The organism is Paraburkholderia sp. CHISQ3 (assembly GCF_030464945.1).
Lineage (GTDB): Bacteria > Pseudomonadota > Gammaproteobacteria > Burkholderiales > Burkholderiaceae > Paraburkholderia > Paraburkholderia megapolitana.
The window spans coordinates 466,380-490,087 of sequence record NZ_JALPRG010000006.1; the positions used below are offsets into that span (position 1 = coordinate 466,380).

A 23,708-nucleotide genomic window follows, 5' to 3' on the forward strand; every position below is an offset into this window, starting at 1 on the left:
TGAACGGCTGGTTCGTGGAAGTCCTGGGGTCTGCCTCGCTTGCAATCCCATATTTATCGTTCAATAATTTAAATGGAAATCGCAGCACCGCCGAATCCATTCCCGGTGTGAAGGGGTGAGGTGAAGGCGATCTCCCTACGAAGCAAGCGGGCTATTCGTGACTGTAACCATGACTAATTGTCATTTGTTAGATGACATCCGCGATATCGAGTCGTGAGCCTTGCGTGGGCATAATCAATCCGTATGCCCGCCTCGGATGTGTCCTGACTGACGAGCTCTTGAGTTGTCTTCGCCCTCATGAACGAAGCGATTTTTTGCGCATAGCGTGATTCAACTATTTGGGGAAACACATGGGAAACGACCCGGAATCGAAACCGGACTCAACCGATGCCGATGAACCTCAACAGGCGACCGGCGTGGTCATGACTCGTCGCGGTCTGTTCCGCTCGACTCTGGCGGCTGCCACGTCAGTTGCGCTGAACGGCGTACAGGCAACACCCGTTGCTGCGTTGACGGAGAACCGGTCGCACACGCCACGCACCAACAATCTGGTGCGGATATCGGTGACGATCAACGGCGTTGGACATCGTCTCGAGGTGCGCTCGGACGTCACGTTGCTTGACTTGCTGCGAGAGCAACTGCATCTCACCGGCGCGAAGAAAGGCTGCAACCGCGGCGAGTGTGGTGCCTGCACCGTTATGCTGGATGGGCGACGGGTCAACTCCTGTTTTGTGTTTGCTGCGACCCTGGAGGGACGCCGTGTGACGACGGTCGAAGGACTCGCTGCAGGCGATTCGCTGCATCCGGTGCAGCGTGCGTTCATAAGCTGCGACGCGTTCCAGTGCGGGTTCTGCACGTCGGGGCAGATCATGTCTGCGGTCGGCTGCATTGAAGAAGGGCACACAGGGTCCAACGTGGAGATCCGCGAGTGGATGAGCGGAAATCTCTGCCGATGTTCGGCCTATCCGCAGATCGCCGCGGCGGTCGAGACGGCCTCGCTCGAAATGCTCGGAGGCGCACATGGAGCCGTTTGAATACGAGCGGGTGTCGTCGACAGGCGAAGCACTCGCACGTGGCAGTTCCAGTGGCTCGGCATTCCTCGCGGGCGGCACAGAGCTATTGAACTGGATGCGTATCGGGATCGAAAAACCGACGAAGATCGTCGATATTGGCCGGATCGATGGCTTGTCGGAAATCCACCAGGCGCCGTCTGGTGCGGTGACCATTGGTGCCTTGAGCAAGCTGAACGATATCGCGCAGCATCCACAGATCATGCGTGACTACCCCGTCCTCTCGCAGGCAATACTGAAGGCTGCATCGGCGCAAATCCGCAATCTCGCGACGATAGGCGGAAATCCGCTACAACGTGTGCGCTGCCCATACTTTCGCGCGGATGAGCCAACTCCCTGCAATAAACGCGTTGCGGGTTCGGGCTGTGCCGCGCTGCACGGCCTGAATGAAAAGCACGCCATTTTCGGCTGGACTGAGGACTGCGTGGCGGTGCAGCCATCCGACCCAGCGGTCTCGCTTGCGGCGCTCGACGCCGTGTTTATCACCGAACGTCCCGGCGGCGGCCGGCGAATTCCAGCCCGTGACTTTCATGTGCTGCCGGGCGAAAACCCGGCGGCGCATAACAGGCTCGGAGGAGGGGAGTTGATTACGGCGGTCGAAATACCGAAGGCCTGGCCAAAGTCCGCCTATCTGAAGATTCGCGAGCGTGAAAGCTACGAGTACGCGACTGTGTCGGCAGCGGTGGCGTTAGAGCTCGACGGGGATGTCATCGCGAACGCACGGATCGCGTTGGGATCGGTGGCGATGCGACCGTGGAGGCTGGACGAAACAGAGCGCAGGCTGGTCGGCCAGCGTCTAGGTTCTGCTGGTGTCAATGCAGCCGTCGATGCAGGTTTTGTCGACGCGCGTCCACTTTCGCGTAACGGCTACAAGATCGTTATTGCGCGCAACGCGGTACTGCGCACTATCGATACGGCAGCGAGGGCATGATGAACAATCTGGGTGAAGCCATCCCCCGACATGACGGGCCTATCAAGGTAACCGGTGCCGCACTCTATGCGGGAGACCGGAACCTGCCGACTCAACTCTATGCGGTGTTCGTCAGCGCGACCATTCCGGCCGGCCGTGTTGTTTCGATAGATGCGACCGCGGCTCTCGCGCGAGTCGGAGTAGTCAGGGTGCTGAAGGCCTCCGATATGCCGCGTGTGCATCGGAAGCTCGACGAAATCAGTGTGCCGCCGCTTGCAACGCGATTCATTCCCATGCAATCGGACGAGATTGCCTATGAAGGACAGCCGGTTGCGATGGTGCTGGCCGAGAGTCTGCAGGCGGCCGAGGCGGGCGCTGCTGTCGTCCGCGTACGCTATGAGAGACGCCCGTTCATCGTACCGGACAACGCGCCCGCCGCGGACGTTGCTCCAGAGAAGGGGCATTATTCGAAAGCGAACGCACTTGAGTTCCACAAGGGCGACGCTGCCGGGGCGATTGCGGCTGCGGCTTTCCGTGTGGGCGGGGAATATACGCAACCCTCTCGTCATGGCAACCCGATGGAGCCGTGCGCCATCCTCGCAGTTTGGGAAGGGCAGAAGCTGACCGTGTACGACGCCGTACAGCATCTTCCGGCAGTGCAGAACACACTGGCGGCCGCATTCGGAATCGATAACGCACACGTCAGGGTGATTGCACCACACACGGGTGGGGGATTCGGCACCAAGGCTTTCGTATGGCCTCATGAAATCCTGGTCAGCATGGCCGCCCGTGTCGTGGGTCGACCTGTCAAGATGGCGCTGACACGCCAGCAGCAATACGGCATGGTCGGCTATCAGCCCCAGATGACCCAGGACGTGCAGCTTGGTTCGGATTCACAGGGCAAGCTTCTCGGTATCAGCCACCAGGTCGTGAACGTGACCGGTATGACCGACGACTATGTGGAATTCGGCACAGTCCCCGCGAGATCTTTCTACGCGTGCGAGAACATTTCTGCTACCCATCGAATTCGCCGTGGTCACGTTGTACTGCCAACTTTCATGCGTTCCCCCTGGGATGGTCCAGGATCCTGGGCACTTGGCTCGGCCATGGATGAACTGGCCAGGTCGCTCAACATCGATCCTCTCGATCTACGATTGACCAACTACACGGAAAGTGACCCGGAGAGCGGCAAACCGTGGTCGTCGAAAAAACTTCGAGAGGCATACGACGAAGGTGCGCGACGCTTCCGGTGGCGCGAGCGTCCGAAAGGTGGAACGCTCGATGGTCACTGGAGGATCGGTTGCGGGGTGGCGGACTGCGGCCAGGGACAGGCACGGTTTCACTCGACCGCGAAGGTGAGGCTACGGGCTGACGGTACGGCTCAACTTGAATCGAGCTTCTGCGACATCGGGACGGGGCCTGCCACCGCGTTCCCCCAGATCGCTGCCGAGGTACTCGGCCTGGATCCGTCCCAGGTGACCGCGCTATCGGGCGACACGAACCTGCCGTATGCCGGGCCTACCTACGGCTCAGCCACCACGATAAGCACGGGTGCCGCGGTGCAAAGGGCGGCACAGGATGTTCGATCCAAACTGGCGAGGCTAGCCGGCTGGCCTGCGGATCAGGTTTCGCTAAAGGGCGGACGTATCGCTTACGCCGGGACCTCCCGTACCATCCAGGACGTTCTGGGTGAGGCTGGTGTGGCCGAACTCGCGTCGGACGGTGCGTTTGATTTACCCGGTAACGCGCCGGTAGATATGGGCTCTCCAGGATTCCCCACACGCTCTTTCGGTGTCGTCTTCGTGGAGGTCGGTGTCGATCCCGAGCTGGGGTTGCTACGACTTCGCAGGGCAACAGGTGTGTATAGCGTGGGTCGAATCATCAACTCCATGACGTCACGCTCTCAAATGATAGGGGGCATTGTCTGGGGATGGGGCATGGCCGCCATGGAGGGCAGTCATTACGAGCCGACACTTGGGCGATGGCTCGCAAAAGATCTTGCAGGGGTACCTATTCCGGTAAACGCCGACATTCCGCCTGACATAGACGTAGCGTTTGTCGACGAATTTGACGCGAACTCCGGTCCGCTCGGTGCCAAGGGGATCGGTGAACTGGGCGCGACAGGCGTCGCAGCGGCGATAGCGAATGCCGTATTCGATGCTATCGGAGTGCGTGTGCGCGATCTACCGATCACACCGGACAAGCTCGTCAAAACCTGAAACGGCGTACCAGGAATCAACCTGAATTTAGCGAAGAGATTGGCTCGCGACACGTGAGGCTCTTGACATTCGCTTCGACGAATTATAAGTTATCAATCAATAAACAAGGAGACGAAAATGGTACATCGTTACGACGCAAACAAATTCACCCTGGACCACGTGCGTGGTACCGCAGAACGTTGCAAGAACTGGGGCAAGTGGGGTCCCGATGACGAAATCGGGACACTCAACTACGTATCGGAGGAGGACATCCAGAACGCAGCGCAGCTCGTTCGCAAAGGCAAGGTGTTCTCCCTCGGCCTGAACTTCGACCGCGACGGTCCGCAGAAGGGGCATTGGGGTAATCGCTTCAATCCGATCCACACGATGCTCGCCACCGGGACCGATGCGGTTGCGGGAAATCAGGACGCTGGTGGTCTCAGGTACGCGGACGACGCCGTATCGTTTCCGTTGCAGTGTGGCACCCAGTGGGACGCCCTGAGTCATATCTTCTTCGACGACAAGATGTGGAACGGCTACGACGCTCGACTGGTGGACAGCGACGGCGCCCAGAAGAACGGCATTGAGAAGACGAAGGCGAAGATGGTGGGGCGCGGCGTATTGCTGGACGTTGCGCGCTACCTGGGTGTCGATTCGCTGCGAGACGGCGATGCGATTTCGATCGCCGATCTTGAGGCGACACAACGCGCTCAGGGTGTGAGTGTCCGCCGTGGCGATTTTGTGATCGTTCGAACGGGCCACATGGAACGTTGTCTCCATGAGGGAGACTGGGGCGGATATGCCGGTGGTTCGGCCCCTGGTCTCGCGTTCGAGACGGCAAACTGGGTACACGACAAACAGATTGCCGCCATTTGCACCGACACGTGGGGATGTGAAGTACGCCCGAACGAAACCGACGATTGCACACAACCATGGCACTGGGTCGTGATCCCGATGATCGGAATCAGCATGGGAGAGATCTTCTACGTGAAGGAACTCGCCGAAGACTGCGCGAAGGATGGCGTGTACGAGTTCATGTTCACCGCCCCGCCGTTGCCAATTACGAAGGCGGTGGGCTCGCCTCTCAATCCGCTTGCCATCAAGTAGCGGCTTGACCGGTACGTCGGAACAACGTGATGCCGCCGGTCATCCCAGGGGAATCGTGATGGGGTCGCAGAAATTGTCTTCGGGTCTTGATGGTGCGGCGGCGCTCGTGACGGGAGCCGGAAGAGGGCTTGGTGCGGAGATCGCTAGCGCGCTTGCACAACGCGGCGCCACGGTCTACGCGCTAAGTCGTAGCGCAAGCGAACTCGACGACGTCGTAACCCGGATACACAACGAAGGCGGTCAAGCCTCGGCCATCGTGTGCGATGTGACGGACGTCGATGCGTTTTCTGCGGCGATCGATCGAATGGACCGTCTGGATATCCTGGTGAACAACGCGGGAACGAATTTCCCGATCGAATTTGTCGACGTTACGTTGGAGCAGCTCGATGCCATGCTGCTGCTCAACGTTCGATCGATGTTCACGGTAGCGCAAGCATGTGCGCGAAAAATGATCGAAAGCGGTATAGCCAGAGGCTCGATTATCAACATGTCGTCTCAGATGGGGCATGTAGGTGCTATCCGTCGATCGGTGTACTGCATGACAAAGCATGCGATCGAAGGATTGACCAAGGCTATGGCACTGGAGCTCGCTGCGAATCGTATCTGCGTGAATACGGTCGCGCCAACCTTCGTCGAGACCTCTATGACGAAATCGTTCTTCGCGGACGAAAAATTTTATGGCTGGGTCATGGACCGATTGCCGATGAGGCGGCTGTTGCCGGCGGAGGATGTTGCGGCCGCCGTTTGCTACCTGGCGTCACCAGCCGCTGCCATGGTGACAGGAACGAGTCTGCGGATAGACGGAGGATGGACCGCTCAGTAATGCATCTCGAGCACCGCTTGAGATGCATCGGAATCGCTAGCAGTGCAGCTATCACTACACAGACAAGATTATGGACGGAGACAGCTCATGCAACCTGGTACGCAGCGGCGGGACTTGCTGAATCTATACGCGAGCTCACGGCCCAAGAAGCGCTACTTCGGCGCGTTCTCCGTGTTTTGCCTCGGCTTTACACTCGATTTCTTCGACTTCTATCTTGTCGGATTCCTGCTCGCAGTTCTCGGTCCGGGATGGCACCTGACATACGGAGAATCATCGCTGATTCTGCTTAGCGCTGGGGCCGGTGCGATCGTGGGCTCGCTATTCAGCGGCTCGCTGGCGGATGCGTTTGGTCGTAAGCGCGTGTTGCTGATCAGCACCACGATCTGTGGGTTCAGCGCAGGCGCAGCTGCCTTTTTGCCAGAAGGAGCGTGGCTGGGTTTCGCCGCGCTGCGCTTTCTGGTCGGCTGTGGGCTTGCCGGCGCGGCGACGACGCAGACGGTTCTGCTCGTCGAGCACACACCTGCGAGTTATCGCACACGGCTGACGGGTTTTCCCATCGTCGCCGCTTCGGTCGGATCGCTGATTGCCTCTATTTCCGCCGCGACCCTCTTGCATGCGTTCGGTTGGCGCGGTGTCGCGGCGCTGGGTTTTGCACCGCTACTCGTCACAGTGTCTGCTGCGCTGTTTGTTCCCGAATCAGGACAGTGGCTAATCAGCAAAGGGCGCTTGGGCGAGGCGCGCAACGTATTCGCGCGCCTACTCGGAATGGATGCATCCGACCTACCCGCATTGACTACAGCGACGGGCGTTACAGCCGCGCCTGCGCCCAATGGGCGGATCGGCGAGCTATTGCTGTTTCCCGGCCGGACACTGCTGGTGGTGGTGACGTGGGCTGCACTCAGTACGGCCGGCTACGGAGTCTATCTCTGGGGGCCGACGATCGTTGCATTGCTGCTGAAGATATCGCCTGCCGAAGCCGCAAAACATTTCATCGCCATAGCCCTCGCCGGCATTGCAGGTCGTCTGCTTTTTTCCTTGCTACCCAGGTGGATGACGCGCAGGAAGGTTTGCGCGATCTTCGGTTTTGGTATCGCGGTCTCGCTGGGTGCCGCGGGGTTGGGTGCCCAGCATAGCGTCGCAGGATTCCCTGTTTTTGTGGTCATGGTTGCGGTGGGCGCTCTATTTTTTGACGGCGGCTGGTGCGTGGTGGGGCCCTATTCCGTGGAAATTTTTCCGACACGGCTCGCAGCCCGCGCGATCGGGGTGGGGCAGGCTGCGAACGGCGTCGGCAAGATTCTCGGTCCGTTATGCCTTGCTGTCATTGCAGGAACGGGCAACGTCATCACCCCACGTGCAACAACAGATGCGGTCCTTCCCGCATTTCTGTTCCTTGCCGGTTGCGGCCTTCTGATCGGGATTCTGTTCGCCGTGCTGGCGCCCGCTGACGCTTCCGAACAGGGCGAAACCGGTATCGACACGTTATCGGACCCGCGAGGACCCGCAATCAACCGCATTGCCCATTGAACAGGGTCGAGATAGAGCAATGGCTGCGACTGCGGCCATGGGAATCACCTGAAAGAGGAAGAGGAAAAATGACTTCGCAGAGATTTGAGCCCGACCACACGTCCGACGATGAATCACGGGCGCTGAGGACCGAGATCAGGCTGGATATGGTCATCGAATGGGATGTGCCGATCCGCATGAGCGACGGCATTGTCTTGAGGGCGGACATATTCCGGCCGGCCAAAGAAGGGCGTTTCCCGGTTTTGATGTCGCATGGACCGTATGGGAAGCTGTTGCATTTCGAAGACGGCTACAAGACGGCGTGGGACCGCATGGTGCACGAGCATCCTGACGTAGAAGCAGGCTCCTCCAACAGGTATCAAAGTTGGGAAGTCGCGGACCCCGAGAAATGGGTGCCTCACGATTACATCTGCATCCGCGTCGACAGTCGCGGCGCGGGGCGCTCGCCAGGTTACCTCGAGACCTGGTCGGCTCAGGAGATCAAGGACTTTGCGCGCTGCATCGATTGGGCGGGGGTACAACCGTGGTGTAACGGAAAGGTTGGCTTGAGCGGCATCTCGTACTACGCAAACAATCAGTGGCAGGTCGCGGCGGAAAAGCCGAAGCATCTGGCTGCAATCTGTGTTTGGGAAGGCTTCCAGGATTACTACCGGGAGATGTTTTTCCATGGTGGAATCTATTGCACGTTCGCGCAGAACTGGTACGACATGCAGGTGAAGACCGTGCAGCACGGTGTCGGCAAGCGTGGTTATCGTAGCCGGCTGAATGGCGAATGGGTGTCTGGCCCGGTGACGCTGTCCGAGGAGCAACTCGGTAGCAACCGGATCGACATGTGGGATGAAATCATCAAGCATCCATTGATCGACGAATTTCACACGTGCCGCACGCCCGACTGGAACGATATTGAAGTGCCCGTGCTGTCGGCCGCTAACTGGGGCGGGCAGGGGCTTCATCCGCGCGGTAATTTCGAAGGGTACATGCTTGCTGCCTCGAAGCAGAAATGGCTCGAGGTTCACGGTATCGAGCACTGGACGCATTACTACACCGATTACGGCATCGCCATCCAGAAGCGGTTCTTTGATTACTTCCTGAAGGGTGAAAACAACGGCTGGGATCGGGAGCCGAAGGTGCGCTTACAGGTTCGGCACCCAGGGGAGACATTCGTCGAACGCACCGAGGAAAACTGGCCGCTTCCCCGGACACAGTGGACCCGCTACCATCTCGAAGCTGACAACAGCGCATTGTCGACGGAGCCGCAGCAGGCAGCCGCGACCCTCGCGTTCGATGCACTTGGCGATGGCTTTACGTTCGTGACACCTCCACTCGTAGAGGAGACAGAACTGACTGGGCCGATTGCCGCGAAACTCAATGTTTCCTCGAGCACGAAGGATGCGGACCTGTTCCTCGTACTCCGCGTGTTTTCGGCTGACTTCAATGAGGTGGTGTTCGTCGGAGCACTGGATCCTCATACACCGATCGCGCAGGGCTGGTTGCGTGCATCACACCGCAAGCTTGATCTGGCTAGATCGCTACCTTTCCGGCCGTATCACACTCACGACGAGATTCAACCTCTCACGCCTGGCGAGATCTACGAACTCGACATCGAACTGTGGCCGACTTCAATTGTTGTACCACCCGGAGCGCGTATCGCCTTGAGCGTGCGAGGCAAGGATTACGTCTACCCAGGTGGAAGCGGTGGCAAGCTGTCGAACATGAAGAATGAGTTCACCGGTTGTGGCCCGTTCCTCCACGACGATCCCCGTGACCGGCCTGCTGATGTATTCGGTGGAACAACGACACTGCACCTGGGTGGTGGGCGTGAAAACTACGTGCTTCTACCGATAGTGCCGAAGGCGAAATAACCGCTCCGGCGTGTTGGGCGATCTGACAGTCAGCATGGGAATGCGGCGCCCGCTGGATAGGCCAGCGGACGCAGTTAAACGATACTCGATAGTTCACGTCAGCTTCGTTCGGGTATCACGGGGACCAATAGCGTGGCTGGCCGTTCCGGATCAAAGTGCAAAGTCACGATGTTGTCGAAGATCTCCGACGGCCGATCGACCGGATCGTCGTGCAAGAAAGGACCGCATCCCTTCATCGGATTCTTCATGTTCGAAAGGGTCGATTGTTCCAGACCGTGTTCGTAGTCTCTTCCCATGATCGTAAGACCGAGCCGATAACCCTTTGGAAGAACAACGCACGTTGGCCAGATCTCGATGTCGACTTCATAGGGAACCCCCGGCTCCAGGGGCTGCGTCTCATCGTGGGAATGAAATGGCCGGTACGGCCGCGATCTGTCCGGATCCAGCTTTCGCTGCGATGCGCGTAGCCATCCTTGTGTCAGAGGGGCCTTGGGATCGAGTGCTCCCTGAAATGTCACTTCGTTTCCAGTCGGATCGAAAACGTGAAGAACGACAAAGAAGTCCGCATCGGCAGTCGAGGACGAAATGATCAGCGTCAAGGACGATGGGCCCGTGAATTCCGTATCGACCGTAAGCGGCGACGTCATAAACGTCACGCCTTTTCCCATCGCCCGGTACTGCACCGTACTGACAAACTGAGGACGGCTGTCGCTCAACTGGAGAGTGTGGGGATCGAGGTAGAGCGACGTCCATGCCGTTCTGGCAAGCGGCCACTCATCCTCGTAACGAAGCACGTACCTGTCGAGGTGGCGTACCTGCAACTGTACTTTCGGCTGGTCTTGCCAACCGTTGTTTTCACCCTTCAGAAAGCAATCGAAAAATCTCTTCTGCAGTGCTACGCCGTAGTCGGTATAAAAAGGCGCCCAATGAGAACCACCGTGTACCTCAAGCCATTTCTGGGTAGACGCGGCGCCGATAAATCCTTCGAAGTTGCCGCGCGCATGCAATCCTTGTCCACCCCAGTTGGCAGCGGAGAGCAGCGGCACCTGTACTTTCGTGAGGTCGACCGAACGCTCTTTATAGTAGTCGGTTAGCAGCGCTCGCGAGAGCATTTCATGGTGCATGTCCTCTCGATTCCTGACCAGTTCGTCGTTCGTCAAGGTCTCCGGCCCGCACGCCAGCTCTCCTGTCAGTCTGCTAGTCGCGCCACGCTCGCCAACGCCGTGCTGGACCGTCTTGACCTGCATGTCCTGCCAGTTCTTGCGAAACGTACACAGAATGCCGCCGTGCCGATTGCCGTCACGATAGTTGTCATGCCAACCTTCCCAAACGCAGATTGCAGCAAGATGCAAAGGCTGAGTCGCGGCGGCGCGCCATTGATTCGCGCCGTAGTATGAGATCCCATTCAGCCCTACCTTGCCGGTGCTCCATGGCTGAGCGGCCGCCCATTCAATGCACTCGTGGTAGTCCTTCTGTTCTCGATGATTGTTGTGGCAGAGGTAGCCAGGCGATCTCCCTGCGCCGCGCGAATCGACGCGCACGACGACATAACCGTGCGGAACCCATTTTTCCGGGTCGACGACTTCCCAGTTCGCGTACGCGTTGCTGGTTCCGGTAACCGCGTCGGGATAGTCTCGCTCCATCGATTGCCACGCTGTCCTGTAGCCGTCTTGAAACGCCAGCCCCTTGCCATATGGGCCGTAGCTCATGATGACGGGATATCTTCCTGCGTCGACGGGCCTGAAGATGTCTGCCCGCAATACCACGCCGTCATCCATCTGAATCGCAGCGTCCCACGTGATCTGCATGCCGTCGCGTATTTCGCTTCGCTCCTGATTCATCTCGTGTCTCCTCGCCAGTTCCCTTATAAAAGTCAGCTTGCAACCGTGCAAGCTGACTTCCGCCCAGCCATATGCACAATCCTTTGCGAACGTAGCAGCCGCTACTACCCGACTGGATACGGGACGACCCGCGAGTAGCCACGTATGCGCAGTGCCAACCGGAAATCGGGCGATCCGGAAGTTTTCAGACCGCGGCTCCGCCGTATGGCACATCGCGGTGCCCGTAGCGACGCACGCGCAGATTTGCCTGTTCGCCGTGCCCCGCGAAACCTTCCAGCGCACATAGGCGGGAACAGTACTCACCGACCAGCGCGGACGCTTCGTCTGTCAGAACTTGCTGGTACGTGCAGGTCTTCAGGAATTTCCCGACCCATAGCCCGCCCGTATAACGCGCCGCCTTCTTTGTGGGTAACGTATGGTTCGTGCCAATGGTCTTGTCGCCGAACGCAACGTTTGTGCGCGGACCGAGAAACAGCGCGCCGTAGTTGGTCATGTTCTTGAGGAAGTAGTCGACATCTCGCGTCAATACCTGAACGTGTTCAGACGCGATGTCGTTGGCGATCTTGACCATCTCCTCGTCACTGTCCGCAATGATGACTTCGCCGTATTTGTCCCACGACTTGCGCGCAATATCGGCGGTCGGGAGGATCTTGAGCAGGCGCTCGATCTCCGTCAGCGTTTCATGCGCGAGTTTTTCTGAGGTTGTCAGCAGGACGGCGGGTGAGTCCGGACCATGTTCCGCTTGTCCAAGCAGATCCGTCGCGCACATCTCGCCGTCGACCGATTCGTCTGCGATCACGAGCGTCTCGGTCGGTCCGGCGAAGAGATCGATGCCGACGCGACCGAAAAGTTGTCGCTTGGCTTCCGCGACGAATGCGTTACCCGGGCCGACGAGCATGTCTACAGGTGCAATTTTCTCTGTGCCGATCGCCATGGCACCGACTGCCTGGATGCCTCCGAGGCAATAGATTTCATGCGCCCCGGCCATATGCTGTGCAGCGACAATCGCGGGAGCAGGCTTGCCGTGAAAGGGCGGTGCACAGGTGATGATGCGTGGCACGCCGGCAACACGAGCCGTGATGACCGACATGTGAGCAGAAGCGAGTAGCGGATATTTACCGCCCGGCACATAACAACCTGCAGAGTTGACTGGAATGTTCCTGTGCCCAAGGATCACGCCTGGAAGCGTCTCAACCTCGATGTCGAGGATTGATGCGCGTTGGTGTCGAGCGAAGTTTTCTACCTGCTTCTGAGCGAATTCGATGTCCGTAATGTCACGCGTGGTCAACTGGGAGAGGCAATCGTCGATTTCACGCTGCGACAGTCTGTAATCGTCACGGTCCAGCTTGTCGAACCGGATCGACAGTTCGCGTATTGCCTCATCTCCGCGCGTTTCGATGTCCGCGAGGGTTGCTTCCACCGTATCGCGGACTTCTTTCGCGGCAGACTTGATCACGTCAGCCTCTGCGCCATGCTTGAGCCATCTGGCCATTTGAACTTCTCCTTCGGGTATGGGTTCGGGAATTTTGCATTCGAATGCAAATGTGATTGCATACGAATGCAATCCTCGGTTGAGGATAGACCTGCCTCGGAGGAAATTCAAGATATCAAGTGATAATTTATATCTATGTGAGCACGAAAATGACGCTCACCGCGATATGTCCTGGCGCTTGCGCGAGCGCCAGGTCCACTGGTCTGCGGACTGCACCACGCCGGTCTGCGGTACGCGTGCGGAGCCGCGCACGATCAGCTCTCCGTCGATGACGTGTTGCACGGCGGGCACGACTGCTGCGGAAAGCTGGCGCTCCACCACCTGAACGACGCGCTGGACCATCAATTTCACCGGTTGCGAGTAGGTGGTCAGCCCGAAGATCGGCCACCGCGCCATGTCGATGTCGTCAAATCCGACGATGGAAACGTCGGTGCCCACGTTAAGCCCGAATTCGGTTCGGGCAAGATTGATGGCCACGAGCGCCATGTAATCGTTCGCGCAAAATATCGCGTCAGGTGGTGTTGTAGACGACAGCAGTGTGCGCACAGCCGACGCGGTATCGTCAGCGGAATAATTTCCAGTCACACGATCGACATGACGGACCTTGCGTTCGGCTAGACCTTCGAGGAATCCGGCCTCCCGATCCCGGTTCGTCGACGAATGCTCAAGCCCGGCGACGTACGCGAAACGCCGATGTTTGCCGGCGAACAGGAAGGCGGCGAGCTCCTTTGCGCCTCGCCGGTTGTCTCCTGCGACACTGGGCACAGAATCGCCGTCTGTCTTGCGGTTGAGCATGACGACCGGGAGGCCCTGTTGAAGGCACTCATCGGCGAAGTGAGATGAAAGACTCGTCGAGATGAGAACCAGCGCATCCACGCGATAGCGCAATACTTCTTCGAGGATCGGGTCGGAGCCGGCAAGGGGATCGGAGGTGAATAGCAAAATCCGATAGCCGATTCTGGCAAAGGACGTGGAGAGCGCGTCAAGCGCCGCCTGATAGAAGGGGTTGGCGGTACCGGGTACCGCGACGCCAATGAGACTCGATCGCCTCGTAATGAGCGAGCGGGCAACGAGGTTAGGGCGGTAGCCAAGTTGCTGCGCCGCATCCAGAACTTTCTCGCGCATGCCCGTGGAAACACTGGCACCGGGCGTGAAGACGCGCGATACCGCGGACTGGGATACGCCCGCGAGTTCCGCGACCTCATAGGCCGTAGCGGGGCGTCGTTCGGGTTCCGCTTCCATCTTGACTGGATCCGGCTTCATCGGTGGCTTCCATTGAATCGTTGCCTGCGTTACTGGCTTGCGGTGACTCGGAGTGCAGTAAGCCCAGATCATATCCTGACGGTCGTTTGTGCATGAAGGCGACGCGGTGTGACCAGACACGGTGATGATCAATCAATGACCGAAAGTCATTGGATTCATGACGGCATAGCTCTTCATTCAGACGAGATATCCGTTTAGTGTTGCCCCAGACATTGATGCGTGAATGGAAGATCGAGAGGGATGCGCAATGAAGCGAGTCTTAACACATGATGAATGGCGCCGGATTGCTGTCGAGGTACGCCGCTGGCTCGCGGAGTCGATCCGTCTACGAGCCCAGGCGGAGACCGTCTATGTTTGCGAGAACGAAGACAAGAAACGGTCATCGATGCATCGCGATCGCGGGAAATTCTGAGCACCGTGCCAATAACTTCGAACCTTGTCGTTGAAAGGATTGAGGGCCGCTCAGTGACTCGTACAGAGGTAACAGAATGGGTAAAGCTATCAAGGTAGTTCGCTTGCGAGGGCTACGACTGGTCTTGTCGGTAGCCAGCAAGCTGGCACCCAGGCTAGTGGTTCAATACTTGGGGAAACTGTTTGTCACGCCGGATCCCTCAACGTACAAGCATGCCAAAAGTAAACTTGCGTCCCTGGGAGATGTTCAAAGGTCAAGAATCCAACTCGACGGAGAGTGGATTGAGATCTACGTATGGGGTGATCCATCGTGCCAACCGTTCGTCTTGATATCGCATGGGTGGTCGAGTTACGCGCTGCGCTTTACTCCGTGGGTGCCACACTTACTCGCGCTTGGCTACGCGGTGGTTTGTTTCGACCAGGTCGGACACGGCTTGAGCGGTGGTCGAGTCAGCCATCTCGCTCGCTTTACGTCAGTGCTCCGTCAAATAGGCCGGCGTTTCGGTCAACCCAGTGTCTTGATCGGCCACTCACTTGGAGCAACCGCCGCTGTCTTCGCGCGAGAAGATGCGACACCGCCGCTCCGATATGTCCTGATCGCTCCGATGCTGGCTGCGGAGGAAGGTACACGTCGCCATTTTCGTGAGTTAGGCATTTCGCCCAAAGTTTTTGCTCTGTTTGAGGAGTGGGTACACAAATTAACCGGCCAGCGTTTTTCTGATTACGATGCGTCAGGTTACCTGAGAGTTCGCACCGAACCGGCATTGATCATTCACGACCGACAGGATCGCGTGACGCCATGGGAAGAGGGCGCGCGGTTCGCTGAACTATGGCCCGATGCGCAACTTTACTCAACGGATGGCTTTGGCCACAATCGAATGGTGGATCACTCCACTGTCATCAGCGAAGCGATGCGCTTTATCGGGAAAGCCACGCCTTGACACGAAGCAGGCACTGCGTCGACGAGTCGATATAATGCGTGGGGTTCCCGTGTCGACGACGGTATGTTGCTGGCAACGTGGCGCATGACCGCCGACCAGGATTCACGCACAGTAGCCGTTCAGAATATGGCAACTGACTTTCGAGAGGACGCAAGGTAACGTGAACGCTAAAGCCAGATCGACGCGCACCCGTGCTGCTGTTTCCGCGGTGCCGGAAAAGCGGCGCCGGCAATCGCCGGACGAGAGGCGGGCGCAGATCATCCGCGAAAGTATCAATTTCTTTTCCGAACATGGCTTTAGTGGCTCGACGCATGACCTGGCGAAACAGATTGGCGTGACCCAGCCGCTTATGTTTCGTTATTTCGAATCGAAAGATGATCTGGTCGATGCCGTGTTCGATGCCGTGTTCACCCAGCGTTGGGACAGCCAATGGCCCAAACTGATCCGTGACCGGTCACTTTCACTTCGGGAACGCCTCGTCCAGTTTTATAACTCATACCTGAAGGTCGTCTTCAATCGTGACTGGATGCGGCTTTATGTTTTCGCCGGACTTTCGGGTGTGGAAATCAATCGCCGGTACTTCCGTATCCTTGAGCAGCGCATCCTGATGCCGCTGTGCGAGGAGTTACGCGCCGAGTACAGGATGGTGTCTGGACTCGAGATTCCCATTACGGAAGACGAACTCGACTTCGTATGGTCCTTTCACGGTGGGATCTTCTACCATGGGATCCGGCGTTGTGCCTTCGGCACATCGACCGACCACGAGCTAAGCCAGAACGTTCTTGACGTAACAATCGATGCCTTCATCGACGCAGCACCTCACGCAATCGCGCGGTTCACGGCCGAGGCTCGCCGCCCCTGAATTTTCCGCAACGACGCAATTGGTGCGCTGTTGTCCTAGTGAGTTCCACGGTGCGTTACAAGAGCAATTCCTTTCCTTGACTGCCTCGTCGTGCAACCCGTTGCCAGCACGACTTCTTGCACCCGCACGCACATCCCACCTCGTCTGGAACACTGCGCTCGACACCCGCAATAAGCGTGTGTCTGGCGACCATTTTCCGTCTCGTATCCGGTTGATCTGTTGGTGAAACATTGCCGCTGAGGACGAGGCTGATCGTTTACCCGTGCAACGCAATGTGATGCTGTTTCCAGATTGACAAGCAGCGTTTCACGTCTTAAATTATCAAACAATAATTAAAAGAGGAAATACACACCTCCGTGAGGACAACCTGACCGAGCCACAGGCGCACCAGGAGAGGAAGACGATTGATGGATCAGCATTTCACCCGACATGCAAGCAAGGGTGACGTAGACACAAATCTGAACCCTGCTATCGCCGGACGTAGCGCGCTATTGGCGTGCCTCGACCAGCAGACGCGATTGACGGGAAACCAGTGGCGCGTCATCACTGCGGCGATACTCGGCGACATGCTGGAGTTTTTCGACTATTTCGTCGTTGGATTTGTACTCGCCTTTGTCGTTGGTCCGTGGCACCTGAGCTTTGGTCAATCGGCGCTCATCCTGCTTTCGTCGGGTGTTGGCGCAATGGGAGGCGCCATTGTCTACGGACGGATTGCCGACCGGTTCGGCAGGCGCAAGGTATTTCTTGCGACGGTCGTCAATTTTTCGCTGGCTAGCGGTGCGTTGGCCTTCACGCCGGATCACGGATGGGTGTATTTAGCCGTGTTTCGCTTTATCGTCGGATTCGGGGTGGGCGGACTTTACTGTGTGGATCTTCCGCTTACGCAGGAGTTTGTGCCTGCATCGAAGCGCGGTTTGGTCGGGGGACTGGTTACCGCTGCCGTGCCGGTCGGGATGTTGCTTGGGTCAGTGATTGCTGCTTTCCTGTCGCACTGGATCGGCTGGCGCGGTCTCTTCGGGGTAGGGCTCGCTCCTGCGCTGCTGACGCTGCTTATTCGCACGTGGGTCCCGGAATCTCCACACTGGTTGCTTTCTGTGGGACGGGTCGACGAGGCGCGGCGTTCGATCGCGTGGGCACTTGAGGTAGACCCTTGCACCTTGCCCGCCGCGCCCGCACCGATACGGCGGATGCAGGTGGGTATGCGCGATCTTTTCTCTTATCCGCGGCGCGTCGCGCTGACCTGGATGATCAATCTGACCGCGCAAACGGGTTACTACGGTTTCCTGATGTGGGCGCCAACGTTGTTCGTCCTTCAGTTAGGCGTGTCGCCGGCGCGAGCGTCATTTTTGATGATCTTCGTTACGTTGGCGGGGTTCTCCGGCCGGATCTTCTTTTCGATCCTGGCGGACCGCATTGGACGTCGCGCATGTGGAGCGATGGCCGGATTAGGTGGGGCATTCCTCCTAACCGCGGCAGCGTTCGGCCACGCCACGACGATTGGCACGCTGTCAGCGTTCGTGAGCGGATTGATCCTTGCCAACGTGTTTGTCGATGGTGCTTTTGCGGTGGTCGGCCCCTACTCGTCAGAAATATGGCCATCGTCGCTGCGTGCCACGGGCATGGGATGGGCGTATGGGGTCGGAGGTCTTGGGAAAATCATCGGTCCACTTGGACTTGCTCTGATCGTCGGATCGTCCAACGTAATCAATCCTGCCGCTTCACTCGCATCGCTCATCCCCGCTTTCTGTTTTCTCGCGACGTGCTATCTCGTGGCCGGGTTGAGCTTCCTCCTGTTTGGAATCGAGACGCGTGGAGCCGCACTGGAGACAATTGGTGAGTGACTGTGTTGGGAACAGGGCGGTGAAATCGGCGGTGCCGCACGATTGCAAGTCCGGGCCGATATCGGGCAGCAGCGGTGGCGCCGCGGCTACCGCGACCACATTGCAACGTACGGGCAGGGAGACGGTCGATGTCGACAACCTGATCGACGGTTGTATTCCGCTCAGGCCATTGCAAAAGCGGACGTATGCGTTGTGCGCGCTCGTTGCGCTTCTTGACGGGATGGATAGCCAGGCGATCGGCGTAGCCGGTTCTTTGCTCGCGGACCGTTTGCACGTTGGAACATCAGCACTGGGGACAGTGTTCGCGGCGGGACAGGCCGGGTACATGATCGGAGCGCTGTTGATCGGTCTTCTTGCCGATCGCTTCGGTCGCCGTCCCATGCTGATTCTTTCCGTGCTGCTCTTTGGCATGCTGACGGTTGCAACCGCGTTCGCGCCAACGCTGGGCACGTTGGCGTTGATCCGCCTGATCGCAGGCATTGGCCTCGGCGGTGCGACCCCGTGCTTCATCACGCTTGCATCGGAGTATCTACCGGAACGATTCCGGCGCGTCATGGTGACGGCGCTGTTCGCGGCCTATCCAATCGGCGGCATGCTCGGTGGCTTTCTTGGCTCGTACATGGTGACGCGATTCGGCTTGAACGTGCTGTTCTATCTGGTCGGTGGCTTACCGCTCGCGCTTGTTATCGGCATGTTCGCCATGTTGCCCGAGTCGCTGCAATTCATGTCGACACGGGGAATTTCTGCGGGCGCGGCGCCTGTGGTCGCACATCTTCGAGGTAACGCAGTAAGAGGCGAAGTGGATCTGCGGGCGAACAGTACGAAAGCGGATACCGGTTCCCTGTTCCTGCTGTTTCGCGATGACTGGACGATGCAGACCTTGACGCTGTGGGCGATATTTTTTGCCACCTACGGCGTGCTCAGCACCATTTTCTTATGGTATCCGTCGCTGCTTCATCTCGCTGGTGTCAGGCCGTCAACCGCGGCATGGATGGTCGGTCTCGAGAACCTGGGCGGTGTAGCCGGCATGCTTGTGGCCGGTGTGCTGATGATGCGTTTCGGCAGCGTACGCGTACTACTCGTCGCTTTCGCTTCGGCTGCGGTTTGCATGGCGGGTTTTGCCGCGGCCGGTGGCGCCATTTTTCCTGCCGCGTTCAGCATGTTGCTGACCGGCTTTCTGCTCGATCTGGCCGCCTCGGCAATCATGGCGCTGTGCGCCACCCTTTATCCGGTAGTGGCCCGTTCAACGGCAGTGGGTTGGGCAATGGGTGCGGGTCGCCTTGGGCAGATATGCGCGTCCCTTTTCGTCGGCGGTCTCGTGCATAAGCAGTGGGGCTTCTCGACTATCGCCTACGTGCTGACGATGATTCCAGTGGTTGCCGGAGCATTGACGGTTCAATTGTCCGCAGTCCGGCGGACGCGCTTGTAAGGTCGAGCGATAGACGGTTACCGGCTTATCAGATAGGCCCGATCATGATCGGAGTGTGCCGCGTCGGCACGACAACGAAACATCAAACTTCAGGATCCGCAATGTTTGAATATTTTCCTGGCAACTACACATGGAATATGGCGGTCAACCTTTGCCTCGGCATGGGTGGCCAGATTGGAGAGATCGACAGCGTGTCGGGGCCGGTACGTGAAGCGTCGAACCGCGGAGATCCAGCTGCAAGCGAGAAGCTGTTTACGGCATGGTCGTCGCTCGGCGAGCGTCTGACCCGACTCGCACGAGAAGACGAACGGAAGGGACATTCGTACAGCGCCGGGATGAAGTATCGGCGAGCGACCATTTACTACCTGCAGGCCGAGCGGATGCAGGCACCGGACTTCGAGCCCCGGAAACAGGCTTATCAGAAAGTCCTCGAATGTTTCGAGAAGTACCTGCAGTTGACGGGTCAGAAGTGCGAGCGAGTTGAAGTGCCCTACAAAGATACGTTTTTACCGGCCCTGTTTGTACCGGCAGCAAACGATCGGGATGCGCAGACGCCTTGCATGATTCACTTCGACGGACTGGACGTCACCAAGGAAATTCTCTATCTCGTTGGGATGGGACCGGAACTGAGTCGCCGCGGCGTGAGCGCGCTCCTTGTCGATAATCCTGGAGTCGGAGAGTCGCTCAGGCGGCGCGGGCTGAAGAATTTCCCGGAGGCTGAAGTTCCGGCCGCCGCCTGTGTCGATTATCTGGAGTCACGTCCCGATGTCGATCCCCGTCGCATTGGAATCATGGCGCTTTCGCTCGGTGGCTATCATGCTCCGCGCGCGGCGGCGTTTGAGCCGCGGCTTGCGTGCTGTGTTGCGTGGGGAGCGAACTACAACTGGGGAGCGACGCAGCGCTATCGCTATGAGAGCCGCGATCGGAGTCTTCCCGTGCCCCACTACTGGAATCACGCGATGTGGGTGTTTGGCTCACAGAGTGTCGAGGATTTGCTGGAGACGGCCGACCGCATGACGCTTGCCGGTGTGCTCCATCGTATCCGTTGCCCGATTCTCATTGAACACGGTGGCAATGACCGGCAGATCAAACTCGAGCAGGCGCAGCAGACCTTCGACGATTGCGTCAACAGCGTCAAGCGCGAGCTGAAAATTCATTCGATTGACGACGGCGGCGCGGAGCACTGCAGCATCGACAACATTTCCCTCGGCGTTGACTCCATTGCAGATTGGGTTGGCGAAACGATGCGCGAACTGGGAGCACAACGATGAAAGCGGACGCTCCAGATAATCCGGTCAGGATTGACGCCGCGCGGGCCAGAAATTTCATTGCCGATGTGTTGGAGGCGCTTGGCGTTAGCGAAGCGGACGCAGAGTGCGTTGCGATTCAGATGATCGAAGCGGATCTAACCGGCGCAGATGCGCACGGTATTTTCCGGCTGCCGCAATATGCGGTCGCTCTTTTGTCGGGCAAGATAAGTCCCACTGCACAACCCGTGTTGTCGAGAACCGGGCCATCGACGGCGCTGGTCGACGGACACAATGGTCCTGGTCATCGAATCATGACCTTCGCCGCAGAGCAGGCCATCCAGATTGCTCGCGAGACGGGTGTCGCCTGGGTGGGTGTTCGTGGATCGAACCACGCCGGCGCCGGCGGTGTTTATGCGTCGATGCCTTGCGCGCACGGCATGATAGGGATTTACAGCGCCGTGTCAGGGGTCAATCACATGGCGCCTGCGGGGAGTGCTGAACCGCTGATCGGCACGAACCCACTTGCGATTGCCGTGCCGGGCCCTGGCGATGCGCCCTTCGTCCTCGACATAGGTATGTCGACGGTCGCATCAGGCGTAATTGCGGCGTTTGCATTGCAAGGTCGCACGATGCCTGACGGATGGGTGATCGATCGCGCCACTGGCGAAGCGATTACCGATCCGAAGAGGGTGAACGGGGGTCTGCTGACATCGATGGGCGGGCATAAGGGGCTCGGCCTCGCATTCATGCTTGGCTTGCTAGGTGGGCCATTGAATGGTGCTGCATTCGGCAAGGACATCCCGGATTTCGCGGCAGGGGGTGGGTTTGGAAACAACTCCGGGCATTTCATCGTTGCGCTCGATGTCGAACGCTTCCTTCCTCTTTCGTCGTTTCTGGCAATCGTGGAGCGACAGGTCGATGAGATGACCACATCTGGCCGTGCTGACGCAATGGCCGGGATAAGGCTACCGGGCACGGAACGCGCACGCAGGCGTGCCGAGCGCGTCCGTGAAGGGCTGTTGATATCGCGCGAGCTGCTGGACAAGCTTGATCTTCTCGCTCATCAGCTTCGCATTTCGAGGCTGGAAATGCGCTCGGATTGAAACCCGCACGCTGATCAATGTGCTTCAGAAACCCACTTCAACGTAGCAAGCCACAGATCGTGGCCGCGATGCATGAGGCTCTCATCGGTCTCGCGCAGATGAGCCGCGTCGGCACCGTTACCCACTTCATCCATCACGACACGACAGGAGTCGCCTGCTGGCGTCAGGTACCACGTGTGGTAGAAGCTGGGCGACGTACCCGGCGCATAGCCGTACCAGCCAATACGCGTGTACGGAACGAATTCGTGAATCCTGCTTTCCAGTTTCAGGCCAAATGTCGTCCAGTGAAACACGGCGTCGCGAGTAAGGACGGGACTGTCGCCGACGATGCTGACGTCTTTCGAATTTGGATACCACTGAGGCCATTTAGTGGCATCGACAATGTTGTCCCATACGCGTTCGCACGATGCATGGATGACGGCCTCGTTATGCGAAAACAGGTCAGCTGTTTCCGGATTGAAACCATCGGGCCAATGGATCTCACGTGAACGGTGCTGGAGATCGAACTTCATCGTTTTGACGTCGTTTGTCGTTGGTTGTACAGGGGAGGGCATAGTGTCCTGGCTAAATGCGGGCAATGTTGCAAGCGCGGCCCCAGTGATGCTCAGCAATACAAGAGCACGATAAACAGCAATTTTTCTTTCGGTCATGTGATCGTCCTTTCCGCTTTCTCTCATAGGGAAGATGTGCAATCAGACGCGGTCTTTGTCATGAAACCGCTGCATCCAGTGCGGATACGGTACTTCCGGTTGCGAGATGCGATCGAGCCGCTCGCGATGCTCCGGCGGAAGCACGAGCTCTGCCGCTTGCAGATTGGCGCCAAGCTGCGCTTCGGAACTTGCCCCGACAATCACAGTTGCGACTTCGTCGCGCCCAAGCAACCAGGCAAGCGCGACCTGCGCCGGCGTACTGTTCAATGCATGTGCCACGACGCGGAGTTCGTCGACGATGGGATCGACCTTGTGCGGATCGACGGGCGGAAAGTTGAGATTCGTACGGCGACCCTTTTCGGGCGTACCGTTCTGCGCGGTGTATTTACCGCTCAGATAACCGCCTGAAAGCGGACTCCAGACCATCAACGCCATGTCGTGTTGCCGTGCGACAGGCGCGATCTCGTGCTCGATGTCGCGTGCGGCGAGCGAGTAGTGCACCTGGTTACTGGTCGCTTGTGCCCAATGTGCGTGCGATGTGATCGAGTGGATCCGTTCGAGTTCGGACGCACTGAAATTGCACACGCCGATATGCCGCACTTTGCCTTGTGCAACGAGATCGTCGAGTGCACGCAATGTCTCATCGAGCGGTGTGAGTGCGTCGCGATCGTGCAGTTGCAACAGATCGATGTGATCGCGGCCGATTCGCTTCAGGCTCGTTTCGACGGTGCGGATGATATGCGAGCGACCAAGACCCACCTGGTTCGGGCCAGGGCCTGTGCGCAGACGGACCTTGGTTGCGATCAACATACGCGTTTCGTCGAGACCCAGATCGGCCAGCACCTGGCCAACCACCACTTCCGATTGCCCCTGCGAGTAAGCATCGGCGGTATCGATCAGATTCACGCCCTGATCTACGGCAAGACCGACAAGACGAGCTGCCTGCTCGCGATTCAGGCCAGCAATCGATGCCCAGATACCATCCCCCGCACCGAACGTCATGGCGCCCAGTGTGAGGCGGGAAATGCGCAGGCCGGAGCGGCCGAATGTGCAGTAGTTCATGACAGCAAATCCCCCATACGTTGAAAACAGCCCACACGATAGGGTTTCGCCGTCAAGCGGCCTAGAGCG

Annotated in this window: 19 protein-coding genes; 14 read left to right on the forward strand and 5 right to left on the reverse strand. The window is 58.4% G+C overall.

Features of this window, described 5'->3' with window-relative positions:
- Window positions 1–563: 563 nt before the first annotated feature.
- The 7 genes from M0D65_RS17045 to M0D65_RS17075 all read left to right on the forward strand — a co-directional run bounded on the left by M0D65_RS17045 (window position 564) and on the right by M0D65_RS17075 (window position 9,494).
- Window positions 564–1,034, forward strand: coding sequence for a 2Fe-2S iron-sulfur cluster-binding protein (locus M0D65_RS17045; RefSeq protein WP_308076680.1), 471 nt, complete (start codon window positions 564–566; stop codon window positions 1,032–1,034).
- Window positions 1,021–2,001: a xanthine dehydrogenase family protein subunit M gene (locus M0D65_RS17050; protein ID WP_091015671.1), complete on the forward strand. Its 981-nt coding sequence runs from the start codon at window positions 1,021–1,023 to the stop codon at window positions 1,999–2,001. Before M0D65_RS17045 ends, M0D65_RS17050 begins: the two co-directional genes overlap by 14 nt.
- Window positions 1,998–4,199 carry a xanthine dehydrogenase family protein molybdopterin-binding subunit gene (locus tag M0D65_RS17055; protein WP_245811599.1) on the forward strand — a complete coding sequence of 734 codons (2,202 nt, stop codon included), beginning with the start codon at window positions 1,998–2,000 and terminating at the stop codon, window positions 4,197–4,199. Before M0D65_RS17050 ends, M0D65_RS17055 begins: the two co-directional genes overlap by 4 nt.
- 117 nt (window positions 4,200–4,316) lie before the next feature.
- A complete protein-coding gene (locus M0D65_RS17060; RefSeq protein WP_091015673.1) occupies window positions 4,317–5,285 on the forward strand; it encodes a cyclase family protein in 969 nt (322 codons plus the stop codon).
- A 4-nt stretch (window positions 5,286–5,289) separates the two neighbouring features.
- A complete protein-coding gene (locus M0D65_RS17065) occupies window positions 5,290–6,108 on the forward strand; it encodes an SDR family NAD(P)-dependent oxidoreductase (protein WP_266253722.1) in 819 nt (272 codons plus the stop codon).
- Between the two features lie 87 nt (window positions 6,109–6,195).
- Window positions 6,196–7,632: an MFS transporter gene (locus M0D65_RS17070; protein ID WP_266253723.1), complete on the forward strand. Its 1,437-nt coding sequence runs from the start codon at window positions 6,196–6,198 to the stop codon at window positions 7,630–7,632.
- A complete protein-coding gene (locus M0D65_RS17075; RefSeq protein WP_308076681.1) occupies window positions 7,629–9,494 on the forward strand; it encodes a CocE/NonD family hydrolase in 1,866 nt (621 codons plus the stop codon). The genes M0D65_RS17070 and M0D65_RS17075 overlap by 4 nt, the downstream gene beginning before the upstream one ends.
- 98 nt (window positions 9,495–9,592) lie before the next feature.
- Here M0D65_RS17075 and M0D65_RS17080 read toward each other — a convergent pair whose 3' ends face one another.
- The 3 genes from M0D65_RS17080 to M0D65_RS17090 all read right to left on the reverse strand — a co-directional run bounded on the left by M0D65_RS17080 (window position 9,593) and on the right by M0D65_RS17090 (window position 14,090).
- Window positions 9,593–11,335 carry a CocE/NonD family hydrolase gene (locus tag M0D65_RS17080; protein ID WP_266253724.1) on the reverse strand — a complete coding sequence of 581 codons (1,743 nt, stop codon included), beginning with the start codon at window positions 11,333–11,335 and terminating at the stop codon, window positions 9,593–9,595.
- A gap of 184 nt (window positions 11,336–11,519) precedes the next feature.
- Window positions 11,520–12,827 (reverse strand): histidinol dehydrogenase, encoded by a 1,308-nt coding sequence (hisD, locus tag M0D65_RS17085; RefSeq protein ID WP_091015682.1) that lies wholly within the window; start codon window positions 12,825–12,827, stop codon window positions 11,520–11,522.
- Between the two features lie 156 nt (window positions 12,828–12,983).
- Window positions 12,984–14,090, reverse strand: coding sequence for a LacI family DNA-binding transcriptional regulator (locus M0D65_RS17090; RefSeq protein ID WP_266253725.1), 1,107 nt, complete (start codon window positions 14,088–14,090; stop codon window positions 12,984–12,986).
- A 247-nt stretch (window positions 14,091–14,337) separates the two neighbouring features.
- On the opposite strand from M0D65_RS17090, the gene M0D65_RS17095 reads away from it, so the two are divergent.
- The 7 genes from M0D65_RS17095 to M0D65_RS17125 all read left to right on the forward strand — a co-directional run bounded on the left by M0D65_RS17095 (window position 14,338) and on the right by M0D65_RS17125 (window position 21,927).
- Window positions 14,338–14,502, forward strand: coding sequence for a hypothetical protein (locus tag M0D65_RS17095; RefSeq protein WP_266253726.1), 165 nt, complete (start codon window positions 14,338–14,340; stop codon window positions 14,500–14,502).
- Between the two features lie 76 nt (window positions 14,503–14,578).
- The gene (locus tag M0D65_RS17100) at window positions 14,579–15,442 is read left to right on the forward strand and encodes an alpha/beta hydrolase (protein ID WP_266253727.1); all 864 of its coding nucleotides are present in this window, start codon (window positions 14,579–14,581) and stop codon (window positions 15,440–15,442) included.
- Window positions 15,443–15,602: 160 nt separating this feature from the next.
- Entirely contained in the window at window positions 15,603–16,304 is a 702-nt protein-coding gene (locus tag M0D65_RS17105) for a TetR/AcrR family transcriptional regulator (RefSeq protein ID WP_170275702.1), read from the forward strand.
- Window positions 16,305–16,711: 407 nt separating this feature from the next.
- Window positions 16,712–18,145, forward strand: a complete 1,434-nt coding sequence (locus M0D65_RS17110; RefSeq protein WP_266253728.1) for an MFS transporter — start codon at window positions 16,712–16,714, stop codon at window positions 18,143–18,145.
- Window positions 18,138–19,574, forward strand: coding sequence for an MFS transporter (locus tag M0D65_RS17115; protein WP_266253729.1), 1,437 nt, complete (start codon window positions 18,138–18,140; stop codon window positions 19,572–19,574). Before M0D65_RS17110 ends, M0D65_RS17115 begins: the two co-directional genes overlap by 8 nt.
- A 101-nt stretch (window positions 19,575–19,675) precedes the next feature.
- Entirely contained in the window at window positions 19,676–20,845 is a 1,170-nt protein-coding gene (locus tag M0D65_RS17120) for a S9 family peptidase (RefSeq protein WP_266253730.1), read from the forward strand.
- Window positions 20,842–21,927 carry an Ldh family oxidoreductase gene (locus M0D65_RS17125; protein ID WP_266253731.1) on the forward strand — a complete coding sequence of 362 codons (1,086 nt, stop codon included), beginning with the start codon at window positions 20,842–20,844 and terminating at the stop codon, window positions 21,925–21,927. Before M0D65_RS17120 ends, M0D65_RS17125 begins: the two co-directional genes overlap by 4 nt.
- 14 nt (window positions 21,928–21,941) lie before the next feature.
- Here M0D65_RS17125 and M0D65_RS17130 read toward each other — a convergent pair whose 3' ends face one another.
- Both M0D65_RS17130 and M0D65_RS17135 read right to left on the reverse strand, forming a co-directional pair.
- On the reverse strand, window positions 21,942–22,577 hold the full coding sequence (locus M0D65_RS17130; protein WP_266253732.1) for an SRPBCC family protein: 636 nt from the start codon (window positions 22,575–22,577) through the stop codon (window positions 21,942–21,944).
- A 42-nt stretch (window positions 22,578–22,619) separates the two neighbouring features.
- Window positions 22,620–23,639, reverse strand: a complete 1,020-nt coding sequence (locus tag M0D65_RS17135; RefSeq protein ID WP_266253733.1) for an aldo/keto reductase — start codon at window positions 23,637–23,639, stop codon at window positions 22,620–22,622.
- Window positions 23,640–23,708: the final 69 nt, after the last annotated feature.

Excerpts from the sequence above, each read along its gene's own strand:
- M0D65_RS17050 (WP_091015671.1), top strand. The coding sequence starts at position 1,021 with ATGGAGCCGTTTGAATACGAGCGGGTGTCGTCGACAGGCGAAGCACTC.
- M0D65_RS17055 (WP_245811599.1), top strand. The coding sequence starts at position 1,998 with ATGATGAACAATCTGGGTGAAGCCATCCCCCGACATGACGGGCCTATC.
- M0D65_RS17060 (WP_091015673.1), top strand. The coding sequence starts at position 4,317 with ATGGTACATCGTTACGACGCAAACAAATTCACCCTGGACCACGTGCGT.
- M0D65_RS17070 (WP_266253723.1), top strand. The coding sequence starts at position 6,196 with ATGCAACCTGGTACGCAGCGGCGGGACTTGCTGAATCTATACGCGAGC.
- M0D65_RS17080 (WP_266253724.1), bottom strand. The coding sequence starts at position 11,335 with ATGAATCAGGAGCGAAGCGAAATACGCGACGGCATGCAGATCACGTGG.
- hisD (WP_091015682.1), bottom strand. The coding sequence starts at position 12,827 with ATGGCCAGATGGCTCAAGCATGGCGCAGAGGCTGACGTGATCAAGTCT.
- M0D65_RS17090 (WP_266253725.1), bottom strand. The coding sequence starts at position 14,090 with ATGAAGCCGGATCCAGTCAAGATGGAAGCGGAACCCGAACGACGCCCC.
- M0D65_RS17095 (WP_266253726.1), top strand. The coding sequence starts at position 14,338 with ATGAAGCGAGTCTTAACACATGATGAATGGCGCCGGATTGCTGTCGAG.
- M0D65_RS17100 (WP_266253727.1), top strand. The coding sequence starts at position 14,579 with ATGGGTAAAGCTATCAAGGTAGTTCGCTTGCGAGGGCTACGACTGGTC.
- M0D65_RS17110 (WP_266253728.1), top strand. The coding sequence starts at position 16,712 with ATGGATCAGCATTTCACCCGACATGCAAGCAAGGGTGACGTAGACACA.
- M0D65_RS17120 (WP_266253730.1), top strand. The coding sequence starts at position 19,676 with ATGTTTGAATATTTTCCTGGCAACTACACATGGAATATGGCGGTCAAC.
- M0D65_RS17125 (WP_266253731.1), top strand. The coding sequence starts at position 20,842 with ATGAAAGCGGACGCTCCAGATAATCCGGTCAGGATTGACGCCGCGCGG.
- M0D65_RS17130 (WP_266253732.1), bottom strand. The coding sequence starts at position 22,577 with ATGACCGAAAGAAAAATTGCTGTTTATCGTGCTCTTGTATTGCTGAGC.
- M0D65_RS17135 (WP_266253733.1), bottom strand. The coding sequence starts at position 23,639 with ATGAACTACTGCACATTCGGCCGCTCCGGCCTGCGCATTTCCCGCCTC.